This is a genomic window from Ruegeria sp. N11 (genome assembly GCF_056531525.1).
The window spans coordinates 139,999-158,941 of the sequence record NZ_JBQFLX010000012.1 but is presented as its reverse complement, the minus strand read 5'-3'; the positions used below and the strand labels follow the sequence as shown (position 1 = coordinate 158,941).

The following is an 18,943-nucleotide window of genomic DNA, read 5'->3' as shown; positions in this document are numbered from 1 at the left end:
GAAGCCGAAGCCGAAGCCGAAGCCGAAGCCGAAGCCGAAGCCGAAGCCGAAGCCGAAGCCGAAGCCGAAGCCGAAGCCGAAGCCGAAGCCGCGCTTGCGCCGGTTGCAGAAAAAACTGTCGAACGGGTTGCGGAAAAAAAGGGCGGGTTCGTGCCAGCCCTGATCGGCGGCGTGGTCGCGGCGGCTATCGGCTATGTCGTGGGCAGCGGGTATCTGACCAATGGCTCGGGTTCAGAAGACGCCCTTTCCGCGCTTGAGGCGAAACTGGCCGAACAGTCAGACCAGATTGCGAAGCTTTCGAAATCTCTTGCGGACGCTCCAGATGTTACCGGTCTTTCCGATCAGATGACGGCTCTGGCTGACAAGCTGGCCCCGGTCGAAACGGATTTGGGTGCCCTGAAATCCAGTGTCGACACACTCAGCAGCAAGCTGGCTCCTCTGGATACCCGCCTGAGTGATCTTGAAAGCAACGCTCTGACCCAGGGGGCATCTCAGGAAACATCAGCTGCCTTCGAGGCTGAGCTGAAAAAGCTGCAGGATTCCCTGGCCGCACAGCGCGCCGAGGTCGAGAAGATGGTAAGCGACGCACAGGCGCTCGAGGCGAAAGCTTCGGCCGAAGCACTGGCTGCGACAAACGCAACGATCGTGTCGCGCCTGCAGGGCCAACTGGATGCGGGCCAGCCTTATGCCGATCTGGTGGCCGAACTGAAAGCCAATGGCGTGGATGTGCCTGACGCCTTGTCGGGTCCGGCGGACAAGGGTGTGGACAGCCTGTCCAGCCTGCGGGCCTCGTTTGATCCGGCGGCCCGGGCGGCGCTGGCGGACGCTCGTGATGCGGACAAAGGTGCGGGCGTGATTGCATTTTTGCAGCGCCAGACCGGCGCCCGGTCAGTTACACCGCAGGATGGGGACAGCCCGGACGCGATCCTGTCGCGGGCGCAGGCCGCTTTGGCCAGCGGGGACCTGCCGGCGGCGCTGAATGAACTCAAATCCCTGCCTGAAGCCGGACAATCGGCAATGGCAGACTGGGAACAGGCGGCTCAGACACGGGTCGCTGCTGTAGCCGCCGCAAATGCGCTTCAACCAAGCGCAAACTCGAACTGAAGGGCCTGCCATGCTGTGGTCATTGTTTAAGATTCTTGTTTTTGTTGCGATTATCGGTTTGCTGGCCATGGGCGCAGGGTTCCTTATGGAAACCAGCGGCGGTGTTCAGATCACGGCCGGGGGCACGGAATACACGTTAGGGCCGCTTCAATCGGTGATTGGGCTGGGTCTGCTGGTCCTGGGTGTCTGGCTGTTCTTCAAGTTGCTCAGCCTTTTGGTTGCGACGCTGAAATTCCTGAATGGCGACGAAACCGCCTTGTCGCGCTATTTCGACCGCAGTCGCGAACAGCGCGGCTATCAGGCACTGGCTGATGGCCTGATGGCGCTGGCTTCGGGGGAAGGACGCATAGCATTGAACAAGGCCACAAAGGCCGAAAAACTGTTGAACAAGCCCGAGCTGACGAACCTGCTGGTGGCGCAGGCGGCCGAATTGAATGGCGACACCAAAAAGGCGTCAGAGACCTACAAGAAACTGGTTACGAACAATTCGACCCGTTTTGTCGGTGTACGCGGCATCATGAAACAGAAACTTGCCGAAGGTGATGATGAAACCGCGCGAAAGCTGGCCGAAAAGGCGCTGGCGATCAAACCGCGGCATCAGGAAACGCAGGATATTCTGCTGGGCCTTCAGACCAAGGCCCAGGACTGGGCTGGCGCGCGTTCCACACTGACGGCCAAACTGAAAGCGGGCCAACTGCCGCGTGACGTGTTCAAGCGCCGCGATGCAGTTCTGGCCCTGTCCGAGGCCAAGGATATTCTGGACGAAGATGCGACTCTCGAACAGCAGGAGCACGCGATAGAAGCCAACAGGCTGTCACCCGATCTGGTTCCGGCCGCTGCAATGGCTGCGCGGGCCTATATCGCCAAGGGCAAGCCCCGGGCGGCAACCAAGATTCTGAAAAAAGCCTGGGAGGTTCAGCCTCACCCCGATCTGGCGCATGCCTTTGCCGAGATCGTGCCGGATGAAACGCCATCCGAACGGATCAAGCGCTTTACGGCACTGACCCGCATTCATCCTCAGCATCAGGAAACCCGGCTGATACTGGCGGAACTCAATATCGTTGCCGAAGATTTCCCCGAAGCCCGCCGCGCGCTGGGCGATGTGGTGGAAAAACAGGCAGATGCCCGGGCCTATACGCTGATGGCTGCAATCGAGCGCGGCGAGGGTTCGTCGGACGCGGTGGTGCAGGGGTGGCTGGCCAAGGCGCTGAACGCGCCGCGTGGTCCGCAATGGGTCTGTGACAACTGTCACGACATTCAGGCTGAGTGGGCCCCGGTCTGCCAGAACTGTCACAGCTTTGATACGCTCAGCTGGCAAACGCCGCAAACACCGGAAATCGCCAGTGCCACAGGGGTGCACATGCTGCCTCTGATCGTCGGTGCGCTCGAGGATAAATCCGAGCCGGAACAAGACGTTGTGGATGTTTCGAGTGACGAGGCGGAAGTGATCGAAATGGATGCTGAGCCAGTCGAGGACAAAACCGAAAAGTCGGCCTAGTGTTCAGACAGAATGCGGTGCCCAGCCGTTTGGGGCGTTAGGCTGCGGTTGCATGACCGTGGCCGCTCATCCCCGAACTACTTCTTTTCGAAGAACAGGATAACCTCGCCCAAACGGACGCCAAATCGTGACAGGTACGCACGATTGAGAAGCCTGTCGTCGTCCAGCAGCCACATCCAGTCATCGAAATCGGCCCGCATCGTGCCGTCTTTGACCGGCAGGTCGATGCTGTACTTCCAGTTGAATGTGTCGCCCCGCTCTATGCCTGATGCGGTGCCCAGCACACCCGGGGCTGTTCCGGTCCAGGTATCCTCACCTGTCTTTGTCAGGGTCCAGACACGTTGCTCGGTCGCGCCGTCGTCATAAGTGAAGTCTTCGACCAATGTCAGTGTTTCGCCGGTCCACCTGCCTTCAATATCGACCGTGAAGCGGCGCGAGACATTGCCCAAAACATCCTGAAACTGCCCATAGGCCACCGTCTGACCGTCAAAGAATTCCTCAAGGTTCAGTTGGCGATCAGAAAGAAAGGTCTTGGGAACCTTTGGCTTGGCGGAACAGGCGGCAAGGATCATAAGCGCGGCAATGGCCATACAGCCTGCCAGAAAGCGGCGAAAGGTCATTGCAGTGGCCTCGCCTCGGTTGTCGTGTCGCGACCATGTGCACCGTTCAGGTGCTTGGTCTTGACCGCTGGGGCGGGGCGCATGGTCGCTATCAACTCGACGACCTTCACCCCAAATTTCCGCATCTCGGACCGGTTCATGATCGCGCCGTTTTCGGTGAGATACATCCAGTCTGTGACGTCCAGAATATGCCCGCCGGCGTCTTCAGGCAGCACGATCCGGTAGGAAAGTCTGACGGTCGAGCCTGCGATAACGCCCTTTCCTTCTCCGACAATATCGTCTGCGGTTGCCGTGAAAGTGTTGCCGGCGCCCAGGGTCAGGTACCATTTGCGGGTAATTTGTTTGCCGTTGGAATAGCTGAAATGCTCGGTCAGCGTCCCGGAATTTCCGGTCCATTCCCCCACCATGCGCGCGACAAAGCTGTTGGACATCTTTCCGTTTGGCCCAAAGATCAGCCCTTCGGACAGGATTTCCCCGTTCAGTTGCTCTTTCAGCGAAAACTTCGGACCTGTGTCGGAATAGTCTGCGGGTGATTGAGACCGAAAGCTGAAGTAGCGCCTTTTTGCAAACAACAGGGCAAGCAGGGCAAACAGGAGAATTGCAAGGAGTTTCATTGGACGGGCTCCTTTGAGGGCAACGTCAGGACCAATCCGAACGCGCCAAGTTTCAGAATGCAGGGCAGCACGGCGTAAGCCAGGTTGAGTGTTTTCAATGCCTGGGCCGAGTTAGCCTGTCCGGGGGTGAATCCACTGCGTTCAAGCAGGGGCAGTGTGAAGAAGGCGGCCAAGGCCAGACCCAGTTTTCCAGCGAAAGACCAGATGCCAAACGCAGCCGAAGCATTCAGCCCGGCACGTGTCAGAACCACCGAGAACATGGCGGGCAAGACCACCATGTCTGCCCCCAGCGCCGCGCCCGAGGTCATGCAGATCAACGCAAACCCCGTGAGGTTCCCGGTAGCCAGAAGGGCCGCCCCGACAAAGCTGGCAATCGACAGAGGCATCGCAATAATCAGAGTCTGTTTAGGGCCAATTCGGTTGCTGAGACGCGCCCAGAACGGAACACTTGCGCCCGCGCTAAGGAAAAACAGGATCAAAAGAGGTCCCGCTTTACCAGGCAGTTGCAGCCGGTCTTCGACAAAGAAAAGAAAGAGTGTGGATGTTATTGCCACAGGCAGGCTGTTTACAAGAGCAAGCACCAGCAGCCTGAGCGCACCAGCCTGGCCCAGGCCGGAATATGTCAGCCCTTCTCCGGTTATCGGCGGTCGCCGCCACATGGGGAAAGTCAAAACTATTGACAGGATAGCCATTATCCCAAGGAACAGCCCAAATGCGGGATATCCTTGCGATTGCGCCCCAAGGGCCGCCAGCAATGCCGGCGCACCTGCGGCAAGGATCACTCCGGCCAATTGCCCGCTTTCCCGATAGGCGGCCAGCGTCATCAGCTCTTTCGGGTCAGGCCGTTTGGCAAGTGTCGCGCTGCGGCCATAAAGCAGGATAGTGCCAAGGCTATAGGCTGAAAACAACAGGATCAGAATGGCGACCAAAGCCGCCACACTTGCGCCCTGAGGCAATGAGAATAGCAGGGGAAATCCGACCGCCAGACCCGCCATGGCCATGGCCGCGAACAGAACCTGCGCACCTGGCCAACGGTCTATGGCCCAGCCGATCAGTGGATCCTGCACCAGATCGATCAGGCGGATCGCCAGAAGTACCGTGCCGATCGTGGCCAGTCCAATGCCCAGATTGACAGCCGCAAACCGAGGCAAATGTATGTACAGCGGGATACCGGCCGCAGCAAGCATCAGCGCATACAGGCTGACCCGCGGATAAAGCATCATTTCCCCAACAGCGACTGGGTGAAAGCGGCAGAGCGCGTGTTGTCCCCAACGAAGATCGACATAAAGCTGCGTGTGATCCCCGGGTAAGCCATCGTGCATGTCTTGCGACCGTTCAGCCAGAAGCTCACTTTGTCCGGGCCCTGGGACACGGCCAGAAAGGTGTCGCCTTTGCTGACGGCGTCGAAACAACCATCCAGCTGTTGCCGAACCGGGGCGGCGCGTCCGATGCGTTTCATTTCATCCAGTGTCGAGTTCACGAGCGCCTTCTTTGTCAGGTTCCGCCGATAACGCAGTTCCAGGCCAAAATCTCTGCTCCAGCTGAGCGGCGCCCCACCTCGCGTGAACAGTTGCGCGTCATACAGAGGAAAGCCCAGGTACCGGAAGGTCGCCGCGCCGCGCGTCTGAGCATTGTCCAGAACACCAAAGACCGGAGAGGCCGCCAGCCCGCCCGGGGCAAGCATTGCAACGGACAACAGCGCGGCACGCCAGCTGTTATGCGTCGGTTGAAACAGGGATGGCAGCTTCTTCAGGAACGCCATGTTCAGCTCCGGGTGTTTGCGAGTTTCCTTTGATCAGCCCGACAACATGCATTGCGCTGGCAATCCCGTCTTCATGGAACCCATGTCGATTGTAGGCTCCGGCAAACCATGTCCGGTTTTGCCCCTGCATGTTTCGGATCTGCGCCTGCGCCTTTATGGCGGCCTTGTCGAAGACCGGATGCGCGAATTCCACCTGATCATAGATCTTGTCGTCGCCGATTTCGGTCGGCGCATTCAGCGTAACGAACAGAGGATCGCTATCAGGAATGTTCTGAAGCCGGTTCATCCAGTATGTCACGCCTACCTGTCCGGCTTGCGACCGGTAGGTCCAGCTGGACCAGCAGGCGCGCCGACGCGGCATCTGGGCGGGGTCGCAGTGAAGCGTTGCGACATTCGGCTGATACCGGATTGCGCCCAATGCAGCCTTCTCTGATGCAGTGGCGCCCTGGCCCAGAATGGCAAGCGACTGATCCGAATGCGTGGCCAGTATCACCTCGTCAAACAGGTCCGAGACACCATGGCTGTGAATTGTAACCCCCAGATCGCTGCGCTGAATGTGATCAACCGGTGCGGCCAGGCGGATCTCACAGCCACGCGCACGCAAAGCTGCATCGATCCGGCGGACATATTCGATACTTCCGCCCGTGACCGTGTACCATTGATGCTGATTGGCGCGGCCAGAGGCCAAAAGTGCGTGGTTGCGGAAAAACTGAACCAGTGAACGGGCCGGGAACTGGTCGACGAACTCGACCGGGGTGGACCAGATCGCGCCACACATTGGCATCAGATAGTTGTGGCGGAACCAGTGACCCAGGCGCAACTGGTCAACCAGTTCGCCAATTGTGGTGTCGTCATCCTTGGCCGCATCGGGTGCTTCTTTTCCAAAGCGCAAAATGTCCGCAATCATCTTGTAATAGGCAGGGCGTGTCAGGTTACGTTTCTGCGCCGTCAAGGTTCGCAGGTTGTTCAGCCCGTACTCGATCCGGCCGTTGTCGATGGTTGCCCCGAAGCTCATCTCACTTTTGCTGACGGGAACGTTCAGTTCATCGAACAGGCGCGTCAGATGCGGGTAGGTGACGTAGTTGAATACAATGAACCCGGTGTCGACGGGCTGGTCGCCGTTCCTTCCAGCCATAACCGTTCGGGCGTGACCACCCAGCCGGGGCTCGGCCTCGAACACGGTTACGTCGTTGTCTTCGGAAAGGTAATAAGCTGCAGAGAGGCCTGAAATGCCTGCGCCGATGACTGCGATTTTCTTGCGTACACGCGGGGTTTCGTCGAACATTCCATCCTCGTTATGCGTTATTTACTGAGATACGCGGGGCCAAAGACAGTGGATCAATAAAAAGCAATACTTTGCTGTATCTTAGCATCCCAAGGCTGTTTGAGGTGGCATCCCCAGGTCCGGACGGTGGGTGATCCTTTCGGGTCACCGGTGCGTAAAACGACTGTCACAACCGGAATGAAAAGGCATGATCGATTTTGATGGAAAGACCTATTGGATCATTGGCGCAAGTGAAGGGCTGGGCCGCTCGCTGGCCGAGGCGCTGAGCAACAAAGGGGCGCATCTGGTCCTGTCCGCCCGCAACGCCGAACGTCTGCAAGAAATCTGCGGGTCGCTGCCCAATGCGCGCGCCGTTCCATTTGATGTCGCGGACCTTGAGGCAGTTCGCCGTGCGCGGCAACAGGTCGGAGAGGTCGACGGACTGGTTTACAATGCCGGCATCTACGAGCCGATGCCCGCAAAACACTGGGATACCGAGGCCGTTCTTGCGATGAATGACGTGAATTTCACGGGTGCCCTGCGGGTTCTTGGCGAAACAGTGCCGGGCTTTGTTCAGGCTGGTCGCGGGGATATCACGCTGATCGGGTCGTTGTCGGGTTATCGTGGGTTACCGGCGGCGATTGGTTACGGCGCCAGCAAGGCAGCGCTGATTTCGTTGGCGGAATCCATGCGGCTTGATCTTGCCGGCACCGGTGTGACCGTGCGCATCGTCAACCCCGGTTTCATCAAGACCCGGCTGACCGAGAAGAACAAATTCAAGATGCCGATGCTGATGACGCCGGAAGACGCGGCAAACCGTGTGGTCAAGGCGATGTCGCGACGCCGGTTTCGCACCGATTTTCCGGCTCCGTTTTCCTGGCTGGTCCGGTTGTTTGATTATCTGCCGGACTTTCTGGTGTTTCGTGGCAGGTAGGGTCAGCCGAACTGCCCCTGACAGAACCAGCCCGCCGACATGGTGCCGCCATGGCCATAAAATAGCCAAAGCCGCTCACCCTGTTCCGTCACCACCACCCAGTAATCGCGCACCCCGCTGCGCCAGTTTGGGTCGTCCAGCCACCACTCGGGCGCGATGCGTTCCGGGCCGGTGGCCTGCGCCAACTGCCAGTCCCGCCCGCGCCAGCGAAAGGCGCCGGGCACTTCTGGGGTTTCCGGGGCCATTACCGGTTCGGGTTGCCACATCTGCAAAGGCCGGGGGCGTGGCGGAACGGGCCAGTTGCGGGCGGGTTCAGACCACGCGGCGGCCAGGGTCTGAGCCGTTTTCTCGGGGATGTGAGAAGCCGCCGGGTGGCGCCGTGTGATCGCCTCCAGACCCACCCGCGCGCCCAGTTTTCCGATCAGGTCTTCGACGGCTCTGTTGCCCTCCAGCCGTTCCCGGGCGGCGCGGCTGGCTTCGGCATGGCCGGTTCGGGTCCGGGCGTGGATGGGCTCGGACTGAACCGCCTCAAGCCGCAGCATGTCGATGCCATAACCTGCGTCGATCTTGTTGACTTTCATCTCTAACAAAGGGCGAATACGGTGTTTATCAAAGGTTGGGCGGGCCAGACCGACCTCGATGATCTCGGCCGCCTGATCCGCACGATGCGCTTCGAGCCGTAGGGTACGGACGCCGCGGCCCTTCTCTTCCAACCTGGCGCAGAGCGTGGGCAGAATACGATCGATGGCGGCCATCACGTCCTCGACCAATCCGATCGGGTTGGGCAGGGTCATCCGCACCGCAAAGTGGTGCGGCGGACGGGCGGGTGAGACCGGCTCGGGGGCGCTGCCCATCGCCTGATCCAGCCGCAGCACCAGCCCTCGCCCGAACCGCCGCGCCAGAGAGGCGCGGGGCTGGCCCAGCAGATCGCCGATCCGGCGCAGGCCCAGCCGGTTCAGCTGCGCCACCACCTGATCCTCGAGCCTCAACGCTGCGATGGGCAGGGGGCTGAGCGCGCCATAGGATTGCCCCGGTGCTGCGATCCGTGCGCCGCCACCCAGTGCCATCACCTGCGGCGCGGCCCCGCCTTTGGTCCAGTGCCGTCGCTTTCCTGCACGGGCGCGGGTGGCGCGGGCCTCTTGGCTGATGGCGTCACCGTTGCGGTCGGACGTGGCCTCTTGCCCGGCATAGCGCGCCAAAGCCCAGGCGGCCCCCAACGTGTCGGCGATGCCCATCTGCACGCTCAGCCCCATATCGGCGCAGTCGGTCTCGATCACGCTCAGCAACGCTTCTTCGCCACCGAACAGATGCGCGCAGCCCGACAGGTCGACAATCAGCCCGTCCGGTGATTCCTCGGCCACCCAAGGGCTGAACTTGCCCACCCAGCGGCGCAGCGCGGTCAGAAACGCGGCCTCGGCCGGGGCATTACGGGGGCGTGTCACAAGTGCTGCACACATGGCATGGGCGTCGCGCACCGGCTGACCCACGCGCAGACCGGCGGCCTGGGCTTCGGCGTTCAGCGAGGTGACGACCTGCATATTGGACTGCTCGGCCACCACGGCCAAAGGCCCATCCTGCAGGCCCCGCGCGGCGCGGACCAGCCGTTCAGCCCCCAGACGGGGGAACCACAGCGAGAGTATTCGGCGTTTGGGCATCGGCAGACATCAAAGTGTTCTCATTTTGTTCTTATCTGAGAATCGATGCCAGAGTCGAGTCCGACCCCTACCCGCAGGCCAGCCGCTGAACGATCCCGGCCCCGTTCACGTAAACGTTCAGTCGGTCGATGCGGTAATCCTGTGTGGCGATGTCATCCGGGCCCAGTACACGGGCTCGCTCGGGCAGGTCCGCCTGAATGCTCGAGACCGGCTGGCCAACGGAATCGGCAAAGGATTCCCCCTTGCAAAAGGCCAGTTCCACCGAAGCGGCTTGGGGGGTGGCGGCGACATCTTCGGGAATGCTGGTGTCGGTACAGGCTGCCAGAAGGATCACAAGCGGGATTAATCGAAGCATTGGCGTTCCTCTTTCTGACAATGTCGTTTCTGCAATATCAAACAATTAGCCAATTTGCCATCAAAGCGCAGTTGAAAACGCTCTGCAATTGACGCAGGGTCGGGGCAATTTAAGACAGGGAGACAAACACCATGCGTACCCGTGCCGCCGTTGCCGTTCAGGCGGGCAAACCTTTGGAAGTGATGGACGTGAACCTTGAAGGCCCCAAGGCGGGCGAGGTTCTGGTTGAAATCAAAGCCACCGGCATCTGCCATACAGACGAATTCACCCTTTCAGGTGCTGACCCCGAAGGCCTGTTCCCGGCCATTCTGGGCCACGAAGGCGCAGGTGTTGTGGTCGAGGTTGGTCCGGGTGTGACCAGCCTGAAGCCGGGCGACCACGTGATCCCGCTTTACACTCCGGAATGTCGTGAGTGTGAATACTGTCTGCATCCCAAAACAAACCTGTGCCAGGCGATCCGCAGCACGCAAGGTCAGGGCCTGATGCCCGACGGCACCTCGCGCTTTTCGACGCTGGATGGCGATCCGATCCTGCACTACATGGGCTGTTCGACCTTCTCGAACCACACGGTTCTGCCGGAAATCGCGCTGGCCAAGGTGCGCGAGGACGCACCCTTCGACAAGATCTGTTATATCGGCTGTGGTGTGACCACCGGCATCGGCGCGGTGATCAACACTGCCAAGGTCGAAATCGGCAGCCGTGCCATCGTGTTCGGTCTGGGCGGTATCGGCCTGAACGTGATTCAGGGCCTGCGTCTGGCCGGAGCGGATCAGATCGTCGGCGTCGACCTGAACCCGTCCAAGGTCGAGATGGCCACGAAGTTCGGCATGACCGATTTCGTGAACCCGAAAGAGGTCGAAGGCGATCTGGTCCCCTATCTGGTCAACCTGACCAAGGGCGGTGCGGACTACACCTTCGACGCCACCGGCAATGTCGGCGTGATGCGCGCAGCACTGGAATCGGCGCATAAGGGCTGGGGTGAGTCGATCATCATCGGCGTGGCGCCCGCGGGGGCCGAAATCTCGACCCGTCCGTTCCAACTGGTCACTGGTCGTTCATGGCGCGGCACCGCCTTTGGTGGCGCCCGTGGCCGGACCGACGTGCCCAAGATCGTCGATTGGTACATGGAAGGTAAGATCGAGATCGACCCGATGATCACCCACACCATGGGGCTGGATGACATCAACCACGGCTTCGACCTGATGCATAAGGGTGAGAGTATCCGGTCGGTCGTAGTTTACTGATCAGATTAAAAATAATCACGGGGCGGGCATTTTCCCGCCTCTTTTCGTTCATACATTCCTCACTACGAATTGATTTGTGAGTTGAGGAATTGAAGTGACGACAGGGAGTACGGACCGGCTGGCGGTTTTGATTGATGCGGAGAATGTTCCGGCAAAGCATGTTGTCGAGATTTTCGAGGAAGTCGCTACATTGGGTGAAGCCAGTCTGCGCCGGATCTACGGAGATTTCTCGGGTGACGCTCCACAGGGATGGAGCGCAGAGAAACTGGCGAAATACGCCATCGTTCCTCATCAGCAGTTCGCCAACACTACTAGGAAGAACGCCGGAGACATCGCCCTGGTGATAGAAGCGATGGACATTTTACATTCGGGCCGGTTCGACGGGTTCGTTCTAGTATCCTCGGACAGCGATTTCACGCGGCTTGCCAGTCGCATCCGTGAACAGGGGTTGAGCGTGTTCGGGGTTGGCGAGGAGAAGGCACCTTGGGCATTCAAGGCAGCGTGCAACCGCTACATTTCAATCGAAAACATCAAGAAGGATGAACCGCAGGCTGCGAGCGACACCAAGGGAAAGAATTTGGCGCCAATAAAGGAAATCAACCACGCCTCTCAACTCATTCGGAATGTTGTGCTCAAATCTGCAGAACCCGACGGATGGGCTGAGCTTGGCTGGCTCGGAAATCAACTGCTCAAGAATTACCCCTCTTTCGACACGCGATCATACGGGTTCGGACGCTTGAGTGATCTTGTTCGCGCGACAGGAAAATTTGAAGAGGCAGGCGTAAACGGAGGCCTGAAGATCAGGCCCAACGACAGGTAAAGATTCATGTGCGCGGTGGCGCTACTCCCCCGGTCTCGACGCCCCCGTATCCGACCTTGGCGATCGGACCCGCAGAACGGGTGTGTTAGCCGAAGTGGTATTGGACCGGCTTTCGCGCCAGACCACAAAAACGCCTGATGCAATGATGATGCTGGCGCCGACAGCGACCCAGCCGTCGGGCTGTTCGCCAAAGAACGCCATTCCGAATATCGTGGCCCAGATGATCTGGCTGTACTGGCTGGGTGCAACCACCCCTGCAGGTGCTGAACGATAGGCCATGATGATCAGATGTTGCGCGATCACCGAGAAAACGCCGACAAGGGCCATCATCGCCAGGTGCAGCAGCGATGGAGGCAGATACACCGCCGGTTGGGCGAGGCTCATCACAACGATGGCCAGCAGCATAGGGTAGAGGATCAGAACGGCCGAGCGTTCTTCGTTTCCGATCTTGCGTACCAGGACCGAGGCAAAGGCGCTGCAGAAGGCGGCCGTCAGGGCGGCCAGATGGCCCAGCGTGATATCCGTTGTGCCCGGGCGCAGAACGATCAGCACGCCGATCAGGCCCACGCCGACCGCGGCCCAGCGTTGCGCGCGAACCACCTCGCCCAGAATCGGAATCGACAGGACCGTGACGATCAGCGGGAAGGAAAACAGCAGCGAATAGACCTCGGCCAGCGGGAGGACCGAGAAGGCATAGAACGCGCAGGACATGGCCGTGACCATCAGTCCGGACCGCAGCAGGACCAGCCATGGATGATGGGGTAGAAAGTTTCCTGTCGTCCGGTCGGTCAGGATCGTGACCGCCATGGGGACAAAGGAAAACAGCGTGGCGAAAAAGATGATCTGCATCACCGAATAGGTGCCGCCCAGGACCTTGATCAGCGCGTCATGGCTGGCAAAGACCGCAAAGCCCAGAAACGCGTAGCCAAGTCCCCGAAGGGTGGAGTTTTGAGTGCTCATCAGTTGGCCTCGGGTCGTGGGTCGGTGTGGTTGCGATCGACGCGGCAGCCCGGATGAATTCTCGGGCTGGCTTTTCCTTTGACTAAACACATTTTCCGGGGGCGGATAGCCCCTATTTTACCGCTAACATGGCAAAGCCGCCATGATCGGAGGTCATTGCAGGATCGGCGGCGCGTCCTTGGGCTGGCGTGCCGATTGCACTCCGGCCTTCATCCCCACGCCGATGCGACGAGCCAATGCGACCCACGGCGTGGCGGTTTCAGGCGGTAGCGTTTGGGTGGCGACTTCTTCGAACAGGTCGAGCCAGCGGGCGAAAAGTTCGGGTTTCACATCGGGTCGTTCGATATGGACTCGCTGCGGGTTACCGTCATAGCTGCGCTCGAACAGGATGGCATTGCGCCAGAAGGCGGCGATCTTTTCCTCGTGCGCGGGCCAGTCGTCGACATGGTTGGCAAAGACCGGGCCAAGCACGGCATCCTCGCGCACACGTGCATAGAAAGCGCGGACTTGCGCGTTGATCTGGTCCGGTGTCGCCGGAAAGCGTGGGGGCAGGGTGGGGCGGGTCATGACGATCCTGGGATTCGACTCTGTTCTTGGGCAATATCCGGTTATCTGGTCAGGCTACAGGGGTGGTTTTGTCGCGCTGGCCCGGCGTCAGCAGGTGCCGCAGCAAGGCCACCGGATGCGCCTTGAGGCTGAGACGGGTGGCGACGTAGTCCTCGACCACCTGCTCGCCCAATGTCATCTGTGGCAGGTAGGCTTCGGGCTCATCCAGCGCCTCACCTTCCAGATCCTGCGAGAACAGCGGCAAGGGTTTGGCGGTCGCAATCGCCTTGGCTTGCCACAGCGCTTCGCGCCGGGTCAGATCGCAGGCGGCGAAGGCGTCGGCCTCGGCCAGGCGTTCGATCACCGAGGGGCCAAGGCCCGCACGACGCCAGACATCGTCGACCTGATGATAGCCATTGCCGCGCGCGGCGGTGAGCCAACTGGCGTCTTCCTCGCTGAGCCCCTTGATCTGGCGGAACCCCAGCCGCAGGGCCAACCCACCATGGCCATCGGGTTCCATCACATTGTCCCAGAAACTGGCATTGATGCAGACCGGGCGGACCTGAACCCCGTGCTCGCGCGCATCACGCACGATCTGGGCCGGGGCATAGAATCCCATCGGCTGCGAGTTCAGCAGCGCGCAGGCGAAAATGCCCGGATGGTGGCATTTGATCCAGGCCGAAGCATAGACCAGCAGCGCAAAGCTGGCCGCGTGGCTTTCGGGGAAGCCGTATGAGCCGAAGCCTTCGATCTGCGAGAAGCAGCGTTCGGCAAAATCATCCTCATAGCCGTTGCGCTTCATGCCGCGCAGAAACAGGGCGCGGAATTCACTGACATTGCCATGTTTCTTGAATGTTGCCAGTGAACGGCGCAATCGGTCAGCCTGTTCCGGGGTGAAACCCGCGCCCACGATGGCGATCTGCATCGCCTGTTCCTGAAACAGCGGCACGCCCATGGTCTTGCCCAGCACCTCACCCAACGCATCAGACGGGAAAACAACCGGCTCTTCGCCATTCCGCCGCCGGATATAGGGATGGACCATGTCGCCCTGAATGGGGCCGGGGCGGATGATGGCGACCTCGATCACCAGATCATAAAATTTGCGCGGCTTCATCCGCGGCAGAAAGTTCATCTGCGCCCGGCTTTCCACCTGAAACACGCCCACACTGTCGGCCACACACAGCATGTCATAAACCGCCGGGTCTTCGGGCGGCAGGGTGGCTAATGTGTAATCGGTCTGATGATGCTGCCCGATCAGATCAAACGCCTTGCGGATACAGGTCAGCATCCCGAGGCTGAGCACATCGACCTTTAGGATGCCCAGGCTGTCGATATCATCCTTATCCCAGCAGATAACCGTACGGCCTTCCATGGTGGCGTTTTCGATGGGGACAAGTTCGTCCAGCCGCCCCTCGGTAATGATGAAACCGCCCACGTGCTGTGACAGGTGGCGGGGGAAGCCATCGATCTCATATACCAACATTAGAGTCTGTTTTAGCCGTCGATCTTCGGGATCGAGGCCGATTTCGCGCATCCGGTGCGCCTCGAGCCCTGCAGCCGAGAAGAATCCCCAGAGCTGTGACGAGAGCGCAGATATGGTGTCTTCGGTCAGGCCCATGGCGCGGCCGACCTCGCGTATGGCGCGCTTGCCGCGATAATGCACGACCGTCGCGCAGAGGCCTGCGCGTTCGCGGCCATAGCGGTCATATATGTGCTGAATCACCTCTTCACGGCGTTCATGTTCGAAATCCACGTCGATATCGGGTGGCTCATCGCGAGCTTCCGAGACAAAACGTTCGAAGACCATTGTGCCCATCTCGGGGCTGACTTCGGTGATGCCGAGGCAGAAACAGACCACCGAATTGGCCGCAGACCCGCGCCCCTGGCAGAGGATGCCGCGGGAGCGGGCGAAATGGACGATGTCGCGGACGGTCAGAAAATAGGGTTCGTATTTCAGCTTGCCGATCAGGGTGAGCTCATGCGCCAGCATATTTTGCGCCTTCTTCGACGCGCCTGCCGGATAGCGCCATTTCAGCCCTTCATGTGCCAGACGGTGCAGGCGCTGGGTCGGGGTTTCCTGTTCGCTGCCCTCACTGGGATATTCATAGCGCAACTCATCCAGCGAGAAGGTGAGTTGCTCGCTGAGTGCATGGGCGCGGGCGACGGCGCCCTCATAGCCTTTGAAGATCCGCAGCATCTCGGCCTCGGATCGCAGGCGCTGTTCCCCGTTGGCCAGCGCATCGCGGCCCAGTTCGTCGACCTTGCGGCGCAGGCGGATGGCGGTCACCACATCGGCCAGCTTGCGGCGTGCACCGTGATGCATCATCGGTGTGGCGCTGGCAAGTGTGGGGAGGTCAAGTTGCTTGGATTTAGTCTCTAACACAGAGAAATATGCGCTATCCGCGCCATCATATCGGGGGTGCATCAACAGGTGTATGCGCCCGGCAAAGCGGCGCGTCAGCTGTTGTGCCTGTGTCCGCCATGCGTTCGCGCCGCCCCGGGACCGGATCGCCAGTGGCCAGAGCAGCAGGTGGAGACCGTCGGAGAACTCCAGAAGGTCTGACAGATGCAGGATGCAGTCGCCCTTTTCGGCGCGCAGGCGACCTGCCGACAGGATACGGCACAGGTTGGCCCAACCCTGCCGGTTCAGGGGCAGGGCGGTGACGGTGGGCGCGTCAGTGAAAATCAGCCGCGCCGCCGGGATCAGGCGCGGCACTGCATGGACCTGATAAGAGGGCGGTTTGGGGATGTGATCGGGGCAGGGCGGGCCGATCGAGGTGTTCTGCGCCTCCCAGTCCAGCCGTTCACGCACCTTGCGGGCGATCTCGCGTCCCTGCGTGTGGGCGCGGACGATGCCGGCGACCGAGTTGTCATCGGCAATCGCGATGGTGGACAGGCCCAGGGTGACGGCACGTTCCATGTACTCCTCGGGGTGCGAAGCCCCGGTGAGGAAGGTGAAATTCGATGTGATCGACAGTTCGGCATACATGGCGATTCCATATTATATTCACGTTTTGTTCTTTTTCGAGTCCTTTGCGCAGGAAACGGGTCGCCTGGGCTTGAGGTCACGGGCATGGTTGCCAAAAGGAGAACCGAAATGTTCAAAATCACCGCATTACCGACCGAAGATGTACGCGCCCTTCAGAAAGGAGGACCGGATGCCTATGGCGCCACCCCGGAACGTGTAGTTTCCACCGGGGCTGGGAATCCCTGCCGACACTGCCTGCAGAACATTCCTGAGGGCGAAGAAATGCTGATATTGGCACATCGGCCTTTTTTAGAGACACATCCCTACGCCGAAACCGGCCCGATCTTCTTATGTGCCGCCCCTTGCGAGCAGTACGGGGGTGAAGCGCTGCCCGAGATTCTGACCACATCGCCCGACTATCTGATCAAGGGCTACGGGCAGGACGACCGGATCGTCTATGGCACCGGCGCGATCACTGCAACGGATCAGATCAGCGAAAAAGTCAGGGAGATTTTCACCCGCCCGGACGTTGCATATATCCACGTCCGGTCTGCACGAAACAACTGCTATCAGGCGCGGATAGACCGGGCCTAAAGCTTGACCCGGTGCATGCCCCGGCGCGGCTGGTCCTGATCGGCAGCCGGGGGATCATCCGTGCGGCTGGACGTCAGCGCGAGGAACACATCCTCGAGATCGGCCTCTTCGGTACGGACATCGCGGATACGAATATTGGCCGCGCGCACCGATTCCAGAACCTGTTCGGCGCTGGTCTGGGCGCTTCGATACTGAAGGACAAGGTTGCCATCTTCGCGCAGCGTGGCCTCAACCCCCGGCGTCGCGGGCAGGTCGGCGACCGGGTTGTCCGGCACAATCACCATGGTGCGGCTGTCCATACGGCCCAGCAGGTTCGCGGTGCTGTCCTGCGCGATCTTTTCGCCATGGTTGATGATGGCGATCTCGTCACACATCTCCTGCGCTTCTTCCAGGTAGTGCGTGGTCAGGATAATGGTCATGCCCTGCTCGTTCAGCTTTCGAACATTGGCCCAAAGCATCTGGCGCAGTTCGATATCCACGCCCGCCGTCGGTTCATCCAAAACCAGAATCCTGGGGTGGTGGACCAGTGCCTTAGCCAGCAACAACCGCCGCCGCATACCACCCGACAGGGTGCGGGCGTAGGCTTCGGCCTTGTCGCTCAGGCCAACCAGTTCGAGGATCTCATCGCTGCGGCGCTGCGCCCTGGGCACGCCATATAGACCTGCCTGAACCTCCAAAGCGCCGCGTGGTGTGAAGAAGGGGTCAAGGTTCAATTCCTGCGGCATCACGCCGATGGCCGCCCGCGACTGGCGGGGATGCTGATCCTGATCAAAGCCCCAGATCGACACGTTGCCCGCGGATTTTATCACCAACCCGGCCAGAATATTGATCAGGGTGGACTTCCCGGCCCCGTTCGGTCCCAGCAGACCAAAAACCGATCCACGCGGAACCGTAAGATCAATACCTTTCAGCGCCTGCTTTTCGGGCTGGCCCTTGCCGCCGCGATAGGTCTTGCGCAACCCTTCGATCCTGATTGCCGCATCGCTCATGTGGCTCTTGCCCCCGGTTTGCTCATCGCTCATAAACGCACCTAATACATGCCCGCGAGGCCGACAACCGAAGAAGGATCGCCAGCCGTGACCATCGAAGCGCCGGAAACCAAGATCGTCGAAACCGCTCGTGTCGCCTGCGATGGCGGCGAGGGGGCATTGGGCCATCCGCGCGTCTGGTTGCAGATCCCCGAGGATACCGGCTGGGTTGAATGCCCCTATTGCGACTGCAAATACGTGCTGTCTGGCAGCGAGGCATCAAGCTGACAGCGTGACACGTGCCGCGCGGAACGGAGGCCGGATGCTTTGTGCAGTACAGCTTTTGCACCTGTCGGATCAGGAGCCCTTGGCAAAAGGCGGCCACAGAAACGTATACGCGTATCCGGGCCAGCCTGACCTGTTGATCAAGGTAACGCGCCCGCGAACACGTCGAAACCGTTCCTTTTCCAAGCGGTTGATCAGGCGGATCATGCCGGACACCGCATATCGCAACGCCCTGAAAGAGATCGAGTGTGAGCTGAAAGCCGCGTTGAAAAGCGGTGAGGACATTGCGCAACTGCCTTTGGCGCGGTCGTTTGGCGTCGTACAGACGGATGTCGGGCCGGGGGTTGTGGTGGAGCGTGTTCAATCCGAAGACTCCAAACTGGCAAAACATCTGTTGTGGATGTGTGAGCAGCACAAGCTGACCGAGGAAGTCTTGGCCGACCTCAATCGATTTGTTCAAAAGCTGTTCGAATATCAGATCGTGGGGCGCGATATCCACGAACAGAACATCGTCTACGGGCTGCGTGGTCAGGTCCGCATGTTTCTTTTGATTGATGGGTACGGGGAACGTAACCTCATTCCCTTGCGCACGCTGAACCGCCGATTGAATGATCGCTCGCTGAACAAGCAGATGCAGATGATCGCAGATCGCACGGGGTTGCGTTGGGACAAGGCACGCAGGGCATTCAGCACAGCGTAGGTCGACATATCTGCGCCAGATAGATCGCCTTCTTGACTGGCCACCCGAGCGC

General features: G+C 60.1%; 19 protein-coding genes. 8 read left to right on the top strand and 11 right to left on the bottom strand.

All coding sequences use genetic code 11. The annotated features are described in order from the left end of the window. Both ACR0J8_RS14460 and ACR0J8_RS14455 read left to right on the top strand, forming a co-directional pair. Window positions 1–1,104 (top strand): COG4223 family protein (locus ACR0J8_RS14460; RefSeq protein ID WP_480890835.1); only part of this gene is annotated, 1,104 nt, incomplete at its 5' end. Window positions 1,105–1,114: 10 nt separating this feature from the next. Further along, on the top strand, window positions 1,115–2,602 hold the full coding sequence (locus ACR0J8_RS14455) for a heme biosynthesis HemY N-terminal domain-containing protein (RefSeq protein ID WP_480523030.1): 1,488 nt from the start codon (window positions 1,115–1,117) through the stop codon (window positions 2,600–2,602). A 77-nt stretch (window positions 2,603–2,679) separates the two neighbouring features. Here the strand turns inward: ACR0J8_RS14455 and ACR0J8_RS14450 are convergent, their stop codons facing one another. Genes ACR0J8_RS14450 through ACR0J8_RS14430 form a run of 5 tightly spaced genes read right to left on the bottom strand, consistent with a single transcriptional unit; the run spans window position 2,680 to window position 6,883 of the window. Continuing rightward, a complete protein-coding gene (locus ACR0J8_RS14450; RefSeq protein ID WP_170680051.1) occupies window positions 2,680–3,222 on the bottom strand; it encodes a DUF3833 family protein in 543 nt (180 codons plus the stop codon). Further along, window positions 3,219–3,836: a DUF3833 domain-containing protein gene (locus ACR0J8_RS14445; protein ID WP_480523029.1), complete on the bottom strand. Its 618-nt coding sequence runs from the start codon at window positions 3,834–3,836 to the stop codon at window positions 3,219–3,221. Before ACR0J8_RS14445 ends, ACR0J8_RS14450 begins: the two co-directional genes overlap by 4 nt. Further along, a complete protein-coding gene (locus ACR0J8_RS14440) occupies window positions 3,833–5,056 on the bottom strand; it encodes an MFS transporter (RefSeq protein ID WP_170612854.1) in 1,224 nt (407 codons plus the stop codon). Before ACR0J8_RS14440 ends, ACR0J8_RS14445 begins: the two co-directional genes overlap by 4 nt. After that, the gene (locus ACR0J8_RS14435; RefSeq protein ID WP_480523028.1) at window positions 5,056–5,598 is read right to left on the bottom strand and encodes a hypothetical protein; all 543 of its coding nucleotides are present in this window, start codon (window positions 5,596–5,598) and stop codon (window positions 5,056–5,058) included. The genes ACR0J8_RS14440 and ACR0J8_RS14435 overlap by 1 nt, the downstream gene beginning before the upstream one ends. Beyond that, on the bottom strand, window positions 5,552–6,883 hold the full coding sequence (locus ACR0J8_RS14430; protein WP_480890830.1) for an NAD(P)/FAD-dependent oxidoreductase: 1,332 nt from the start codon (window positions 6,881–6,883) through the stop codon (window positions 5,552–5,554). The genes ACR0J8_RS14435 and ACR0J8_RS14430 overlap by 47 nt, the downstream gene beginning before the upstream one ends. Before the next feature lie 187 nt (window positions 6,884–7,070). Here ACR0J8_RS14430 and ACR0J8_RS14425 point away from each other — a divergent pair, with 187 nt between their 5' ends. After that, window positions 7,071–7,796, top strand: a complete 726-nt coding sequence (locus tag ACR0J8_RS14425) for an SDR family NAD(P)-dependent oxidoreductase (RefSeq protein WP_480890828.1) — start codon at window positions 7,071–7,073, stop codon at window positions 7,794–7,796. A 2-nt stretch (window positions 7,797–7,798) separates the two neighbouring features. On the opposite strand, the gene ACR0J8_RS14420 is transcribed toward ACR0J8_RS14425, so the two are convergent. Then, entirely contained in the window at window positions 7,799–9,451 is a 1,653-nt protein-coding gene (locus tag ACR0J8_RS14420) for a DUF6504 family protein (RefSeq protein WP_480890825.1), read from the bottom strand. Between the two features lie 67 nt (window positions 9,452–9,518). Next, window positions 9,519–9,806 (bottom strand): I78 family peptidase inhibitor, encoded by a 288-nt coding sequence (locus tag ACR0J8_RS14415; protein WP_480523024.1) that lies wholly within the window; start codon window positions 9,804–9,806, stop codon window positions 9,519–9,521. Between the two features lie 131 nt (window positions 9,807–9,937). Between ACR0J8_RS14415 and ACR0J8_RS14410 the strand changes: the two genes are divergently transcribed. Together ACR0J8_RS14410 and ACR0J8_RS14405 are read left to right on the top strand one after the other, a co-directional pair. Further along, a complete protein-coding gene (locus ACR0J8_RS14410) occupies window positions 9,938–11,050 on the top strand; it encodes an S-(hydroxymethyl)glutathione dehydrogenase/class III alcohol dehydrogenase (RefSeq protein ID WP_480523023.1) in 1,113 nt (370 codons plus the stop codon). Window positions 11,051–11,144: 94 nt separating this feature from the next. Continuing rightward, window positions 11,145–11,870 (top strand): NYN domain-containing protein, encoded by a 726-nt coding sequence (locus ACR0J8_RS14405; RefSeq protein ID WP_480890820.1) that lies wholly within the window; start codon window positions 11,145–11,147, stop codon window positions 11,868–11,870. 21 nt (window positions 11,871–11,891) lie between these two features. Here the strand turns inward: ACR0J8_RS14405 and ACR0J8_RS14400 are convergent, their stop codons facing one another. The 3 genes from ACR0J8_RS14400 to ACR0J8_RS14390 all read right to left on the bottom strand — a co-directional run bounded on the left by ACR0J8_RS14400 (window position 11,892) and on the right by ACR0J8_RS14390 (window position 16,365). Next, a complete protein-coding gene (locus tag ACR0J8_RS14400) occupies window positions 11,892–12,830 on the bottom strand; it encodes a DMT family transporter (protein ID WP_480523021.1) in 939 nt (312 codons plus the stop codon). Window positions 12,831–12,983: 153 nt separating this feature from the next. Next, window positions 12,984–13,397 (bottom strand): group III truncated hemoglobin, encoded by a 414-nt coding sequence (locus tag ACR0J8_RS14395; RefSeq protein WP_480523020.1) that lies wholly within the window; start codon window positions 13,395–13,397, stop codon window positions 12,984–12,986. 49 nt (window positions 13,398–13,446) lie between these two features. Next, window positions 13,447–16,365, bottom strand: coding sequence for an error-prone DNA polymerase (locus ACR0J8_RS14390; protein ID WP_480523019.1), 2,919 nt, complete (start codon window positions 16,363–16,365; stop codon window positions 13,447–13,449). A 108-nt stretch (window positions 16,366–16,473) separates the two neighbouring features. Between ACR0J8_RS14390 and ACR0J8_RS14385 the strand changes: the two genes are divergently transcribed. Next, complete coding sequence (locus tag ACR0J8_RS14385) at window positions 16,474–16,938, top strand: DUF1203 domain-containing protein (RefSeq protein WP_480523018.1); 465 nt, start codon at window positions 16,474–16,476, stop codon at window positions 16,936–16,938. Here the strand turns inward: ACR0J8_RS14385 and ACR0J8_RS14380 are convergent. Beyond that, the gene (locus ACR0J8_RS14380) at window positions 16,935–17,927 is read right to left on the bottom strand and encodes an ABC transporter ATP-binding protein (protein ID WP_170619097.1); all 993 of its coding nucleotides are present in this window, start codon (window positions 17,925–17,927) and stop codon (window positions 16,935–16,937) included. The two genes, ACR0J8_RS14385 and ACR0J8_RS14380, sit on opposite strands and share 4 nt — an antisense overlap. 87 nt (window positions 17,928–18,014) lie before the next feature. Between ACR0J8_RS14380 and ACR0J8_RS14375 the strand changes: the two genes are divergently transcribed. Beyond that, window positions 18,015–18,194 carry a zinc-finger domain-containing protein gene (locus ACR0J8_RS14375; protein ID WP_170612878.1) on the top strand — a complete coding sequence of 60 codons (180 nt, stop codon included), beginning with the start codon at window positions 18,015–18,017 and terminating at the stop codon, window positions 18,192–18,194. Between the two features lie 34 nt (window positions 18,195–18,228). Then, window positions 18,229–18,891, top strand: coding sequence for a YrbL family protein (locus ACR0J8_RS14370; protein ID WP_170612880.1), 663 nt, complete (start codon window positions 18,229–18,231; stop codon window positions 18,889–18,891). Window positions 18,892–18,943: the final 52 nt, after the last annotated feature.

Excerpts from the sequence above, each read along its gene's own strand:
- ACR0J8_RS14420 (WP_480890825.1), bottom strand. The coding sequence starts at position 9,451 with ATGCCCAAACGCCGAATACTCTCGCTGTGGTTCCCCCGTCTGGGGGCT.
- ACR0J8_RS14390 (WP_480523019.1), bottom strand. The coding sequence starts at position 16,365 with ATGTATGCCGAACTGTCGATCACATCGAATTTCACCTTCCTCACCGGG.
- ACR0J8_RS14370 (WP_170612880.1), top strand. The coding sequence starts at position 18,229 with ATGCTTTGTGCAGTACAGCTTTTGCACCTGTCGGATCAGGAGCCCTTG.
- ACR0J8_RS14435 (WP_480523028.1), bottom strand. The coding sequence starts at position 5,598 with ATGGCGTTCCTGAAGAAGCTGCCATCCCTGTTTCAACCGACGCATAAC.
- ACR0J8_RS14395 (WP_480523020.1), bottom strand. The coding sequence starts at position 13,397 with ATGACCCGCCCCACCCTGCCCCCACGCTTTCCGGCGACACCGGACCAG.
- ACR0J8_RS14415 (WP_480523024.1), bottom strand. The coding sequence starts at position 9,806 with ATGCTTCGATTAATCCCGCTTGTGATCCTTCTGGCAGCCTGTACCGAC.
- ACR0J8_RS14380 (WP_170619097.1), bottom strand. The coding sequence starts at position 17,927 with ATGAGCGATGCGGCAATCAGGATCGAAGGGTTGCGCAAGACCTATCGC.
- ACR0J8_RS14410 (WP_480523023.1), top strand. The coding sequence starts at position 9,938 with ATGCGTACCCGTGCCGCCGTTGCCGTTCAGGCGGGCAAACCTTTGGAA.
- ACR0J8_RS14450 (WP_170680051.1), bottom strand. The coding sequence starts at position 3,222 with ATGACCTTTCGCCGCTTTCTGGCAGGCTGTATGGCCATTGCCGCGCTT.
- ACR0J8_RS14440 (WP_170612854.1), bottom strand. The coding sequence starts at position 5,056 with ATGCTTTATCCGCGGGTCAGCCTGTATGCGCTGATGCTTGCTGCGGCC.
- ACR0J8_RS14430 (WP_480890830.1), bottom strand. The coding sequence starts at position 6,883 with ATGTTCGACGAAACCCCGCGTGTACGCAAGAAAATCGCAGTCATCGGC.
- ACR0J8_RS14385 (WP_480523018.1), top strand. The coding sequence starts at position 16,474 with ATGTTCAAAATCACCGCATTACCGACCGAAGATGTACGCGCCCTTCAG.
- ACR0J8_RS14400 (WP_480523021.1), bottom strand. The coding sequence starts at position 12,830 with ATGAGCACTCAAAACTCCACCCTTCGGGGACTTGGCTACGCGTTTCTG.
- ACR0J8_RS14425 (WP_480890828.1), top strand. The coding sequence starts at position 7,071 with ATGATCGATTTTGATGGAAAGACCTATTGGATCATTGGCGCAAGTGAA.
- ACR0J8_RS14455 (WP_480523030.1), top strand. The coding sequence starts at position 1,115 with ATGCTGTGGTCATTGTTTAAGATTCTTGTTTTTGTTGCGATTATCGGT.
- ACR0J8_RS14445 (WP_480523029.1), bottom strand. The coding sequence starts at position 3,836 with ATGAAACTCCTTGCAATTCTCCTGTTTGCCCTGCTTGCCCTGTTGTTT.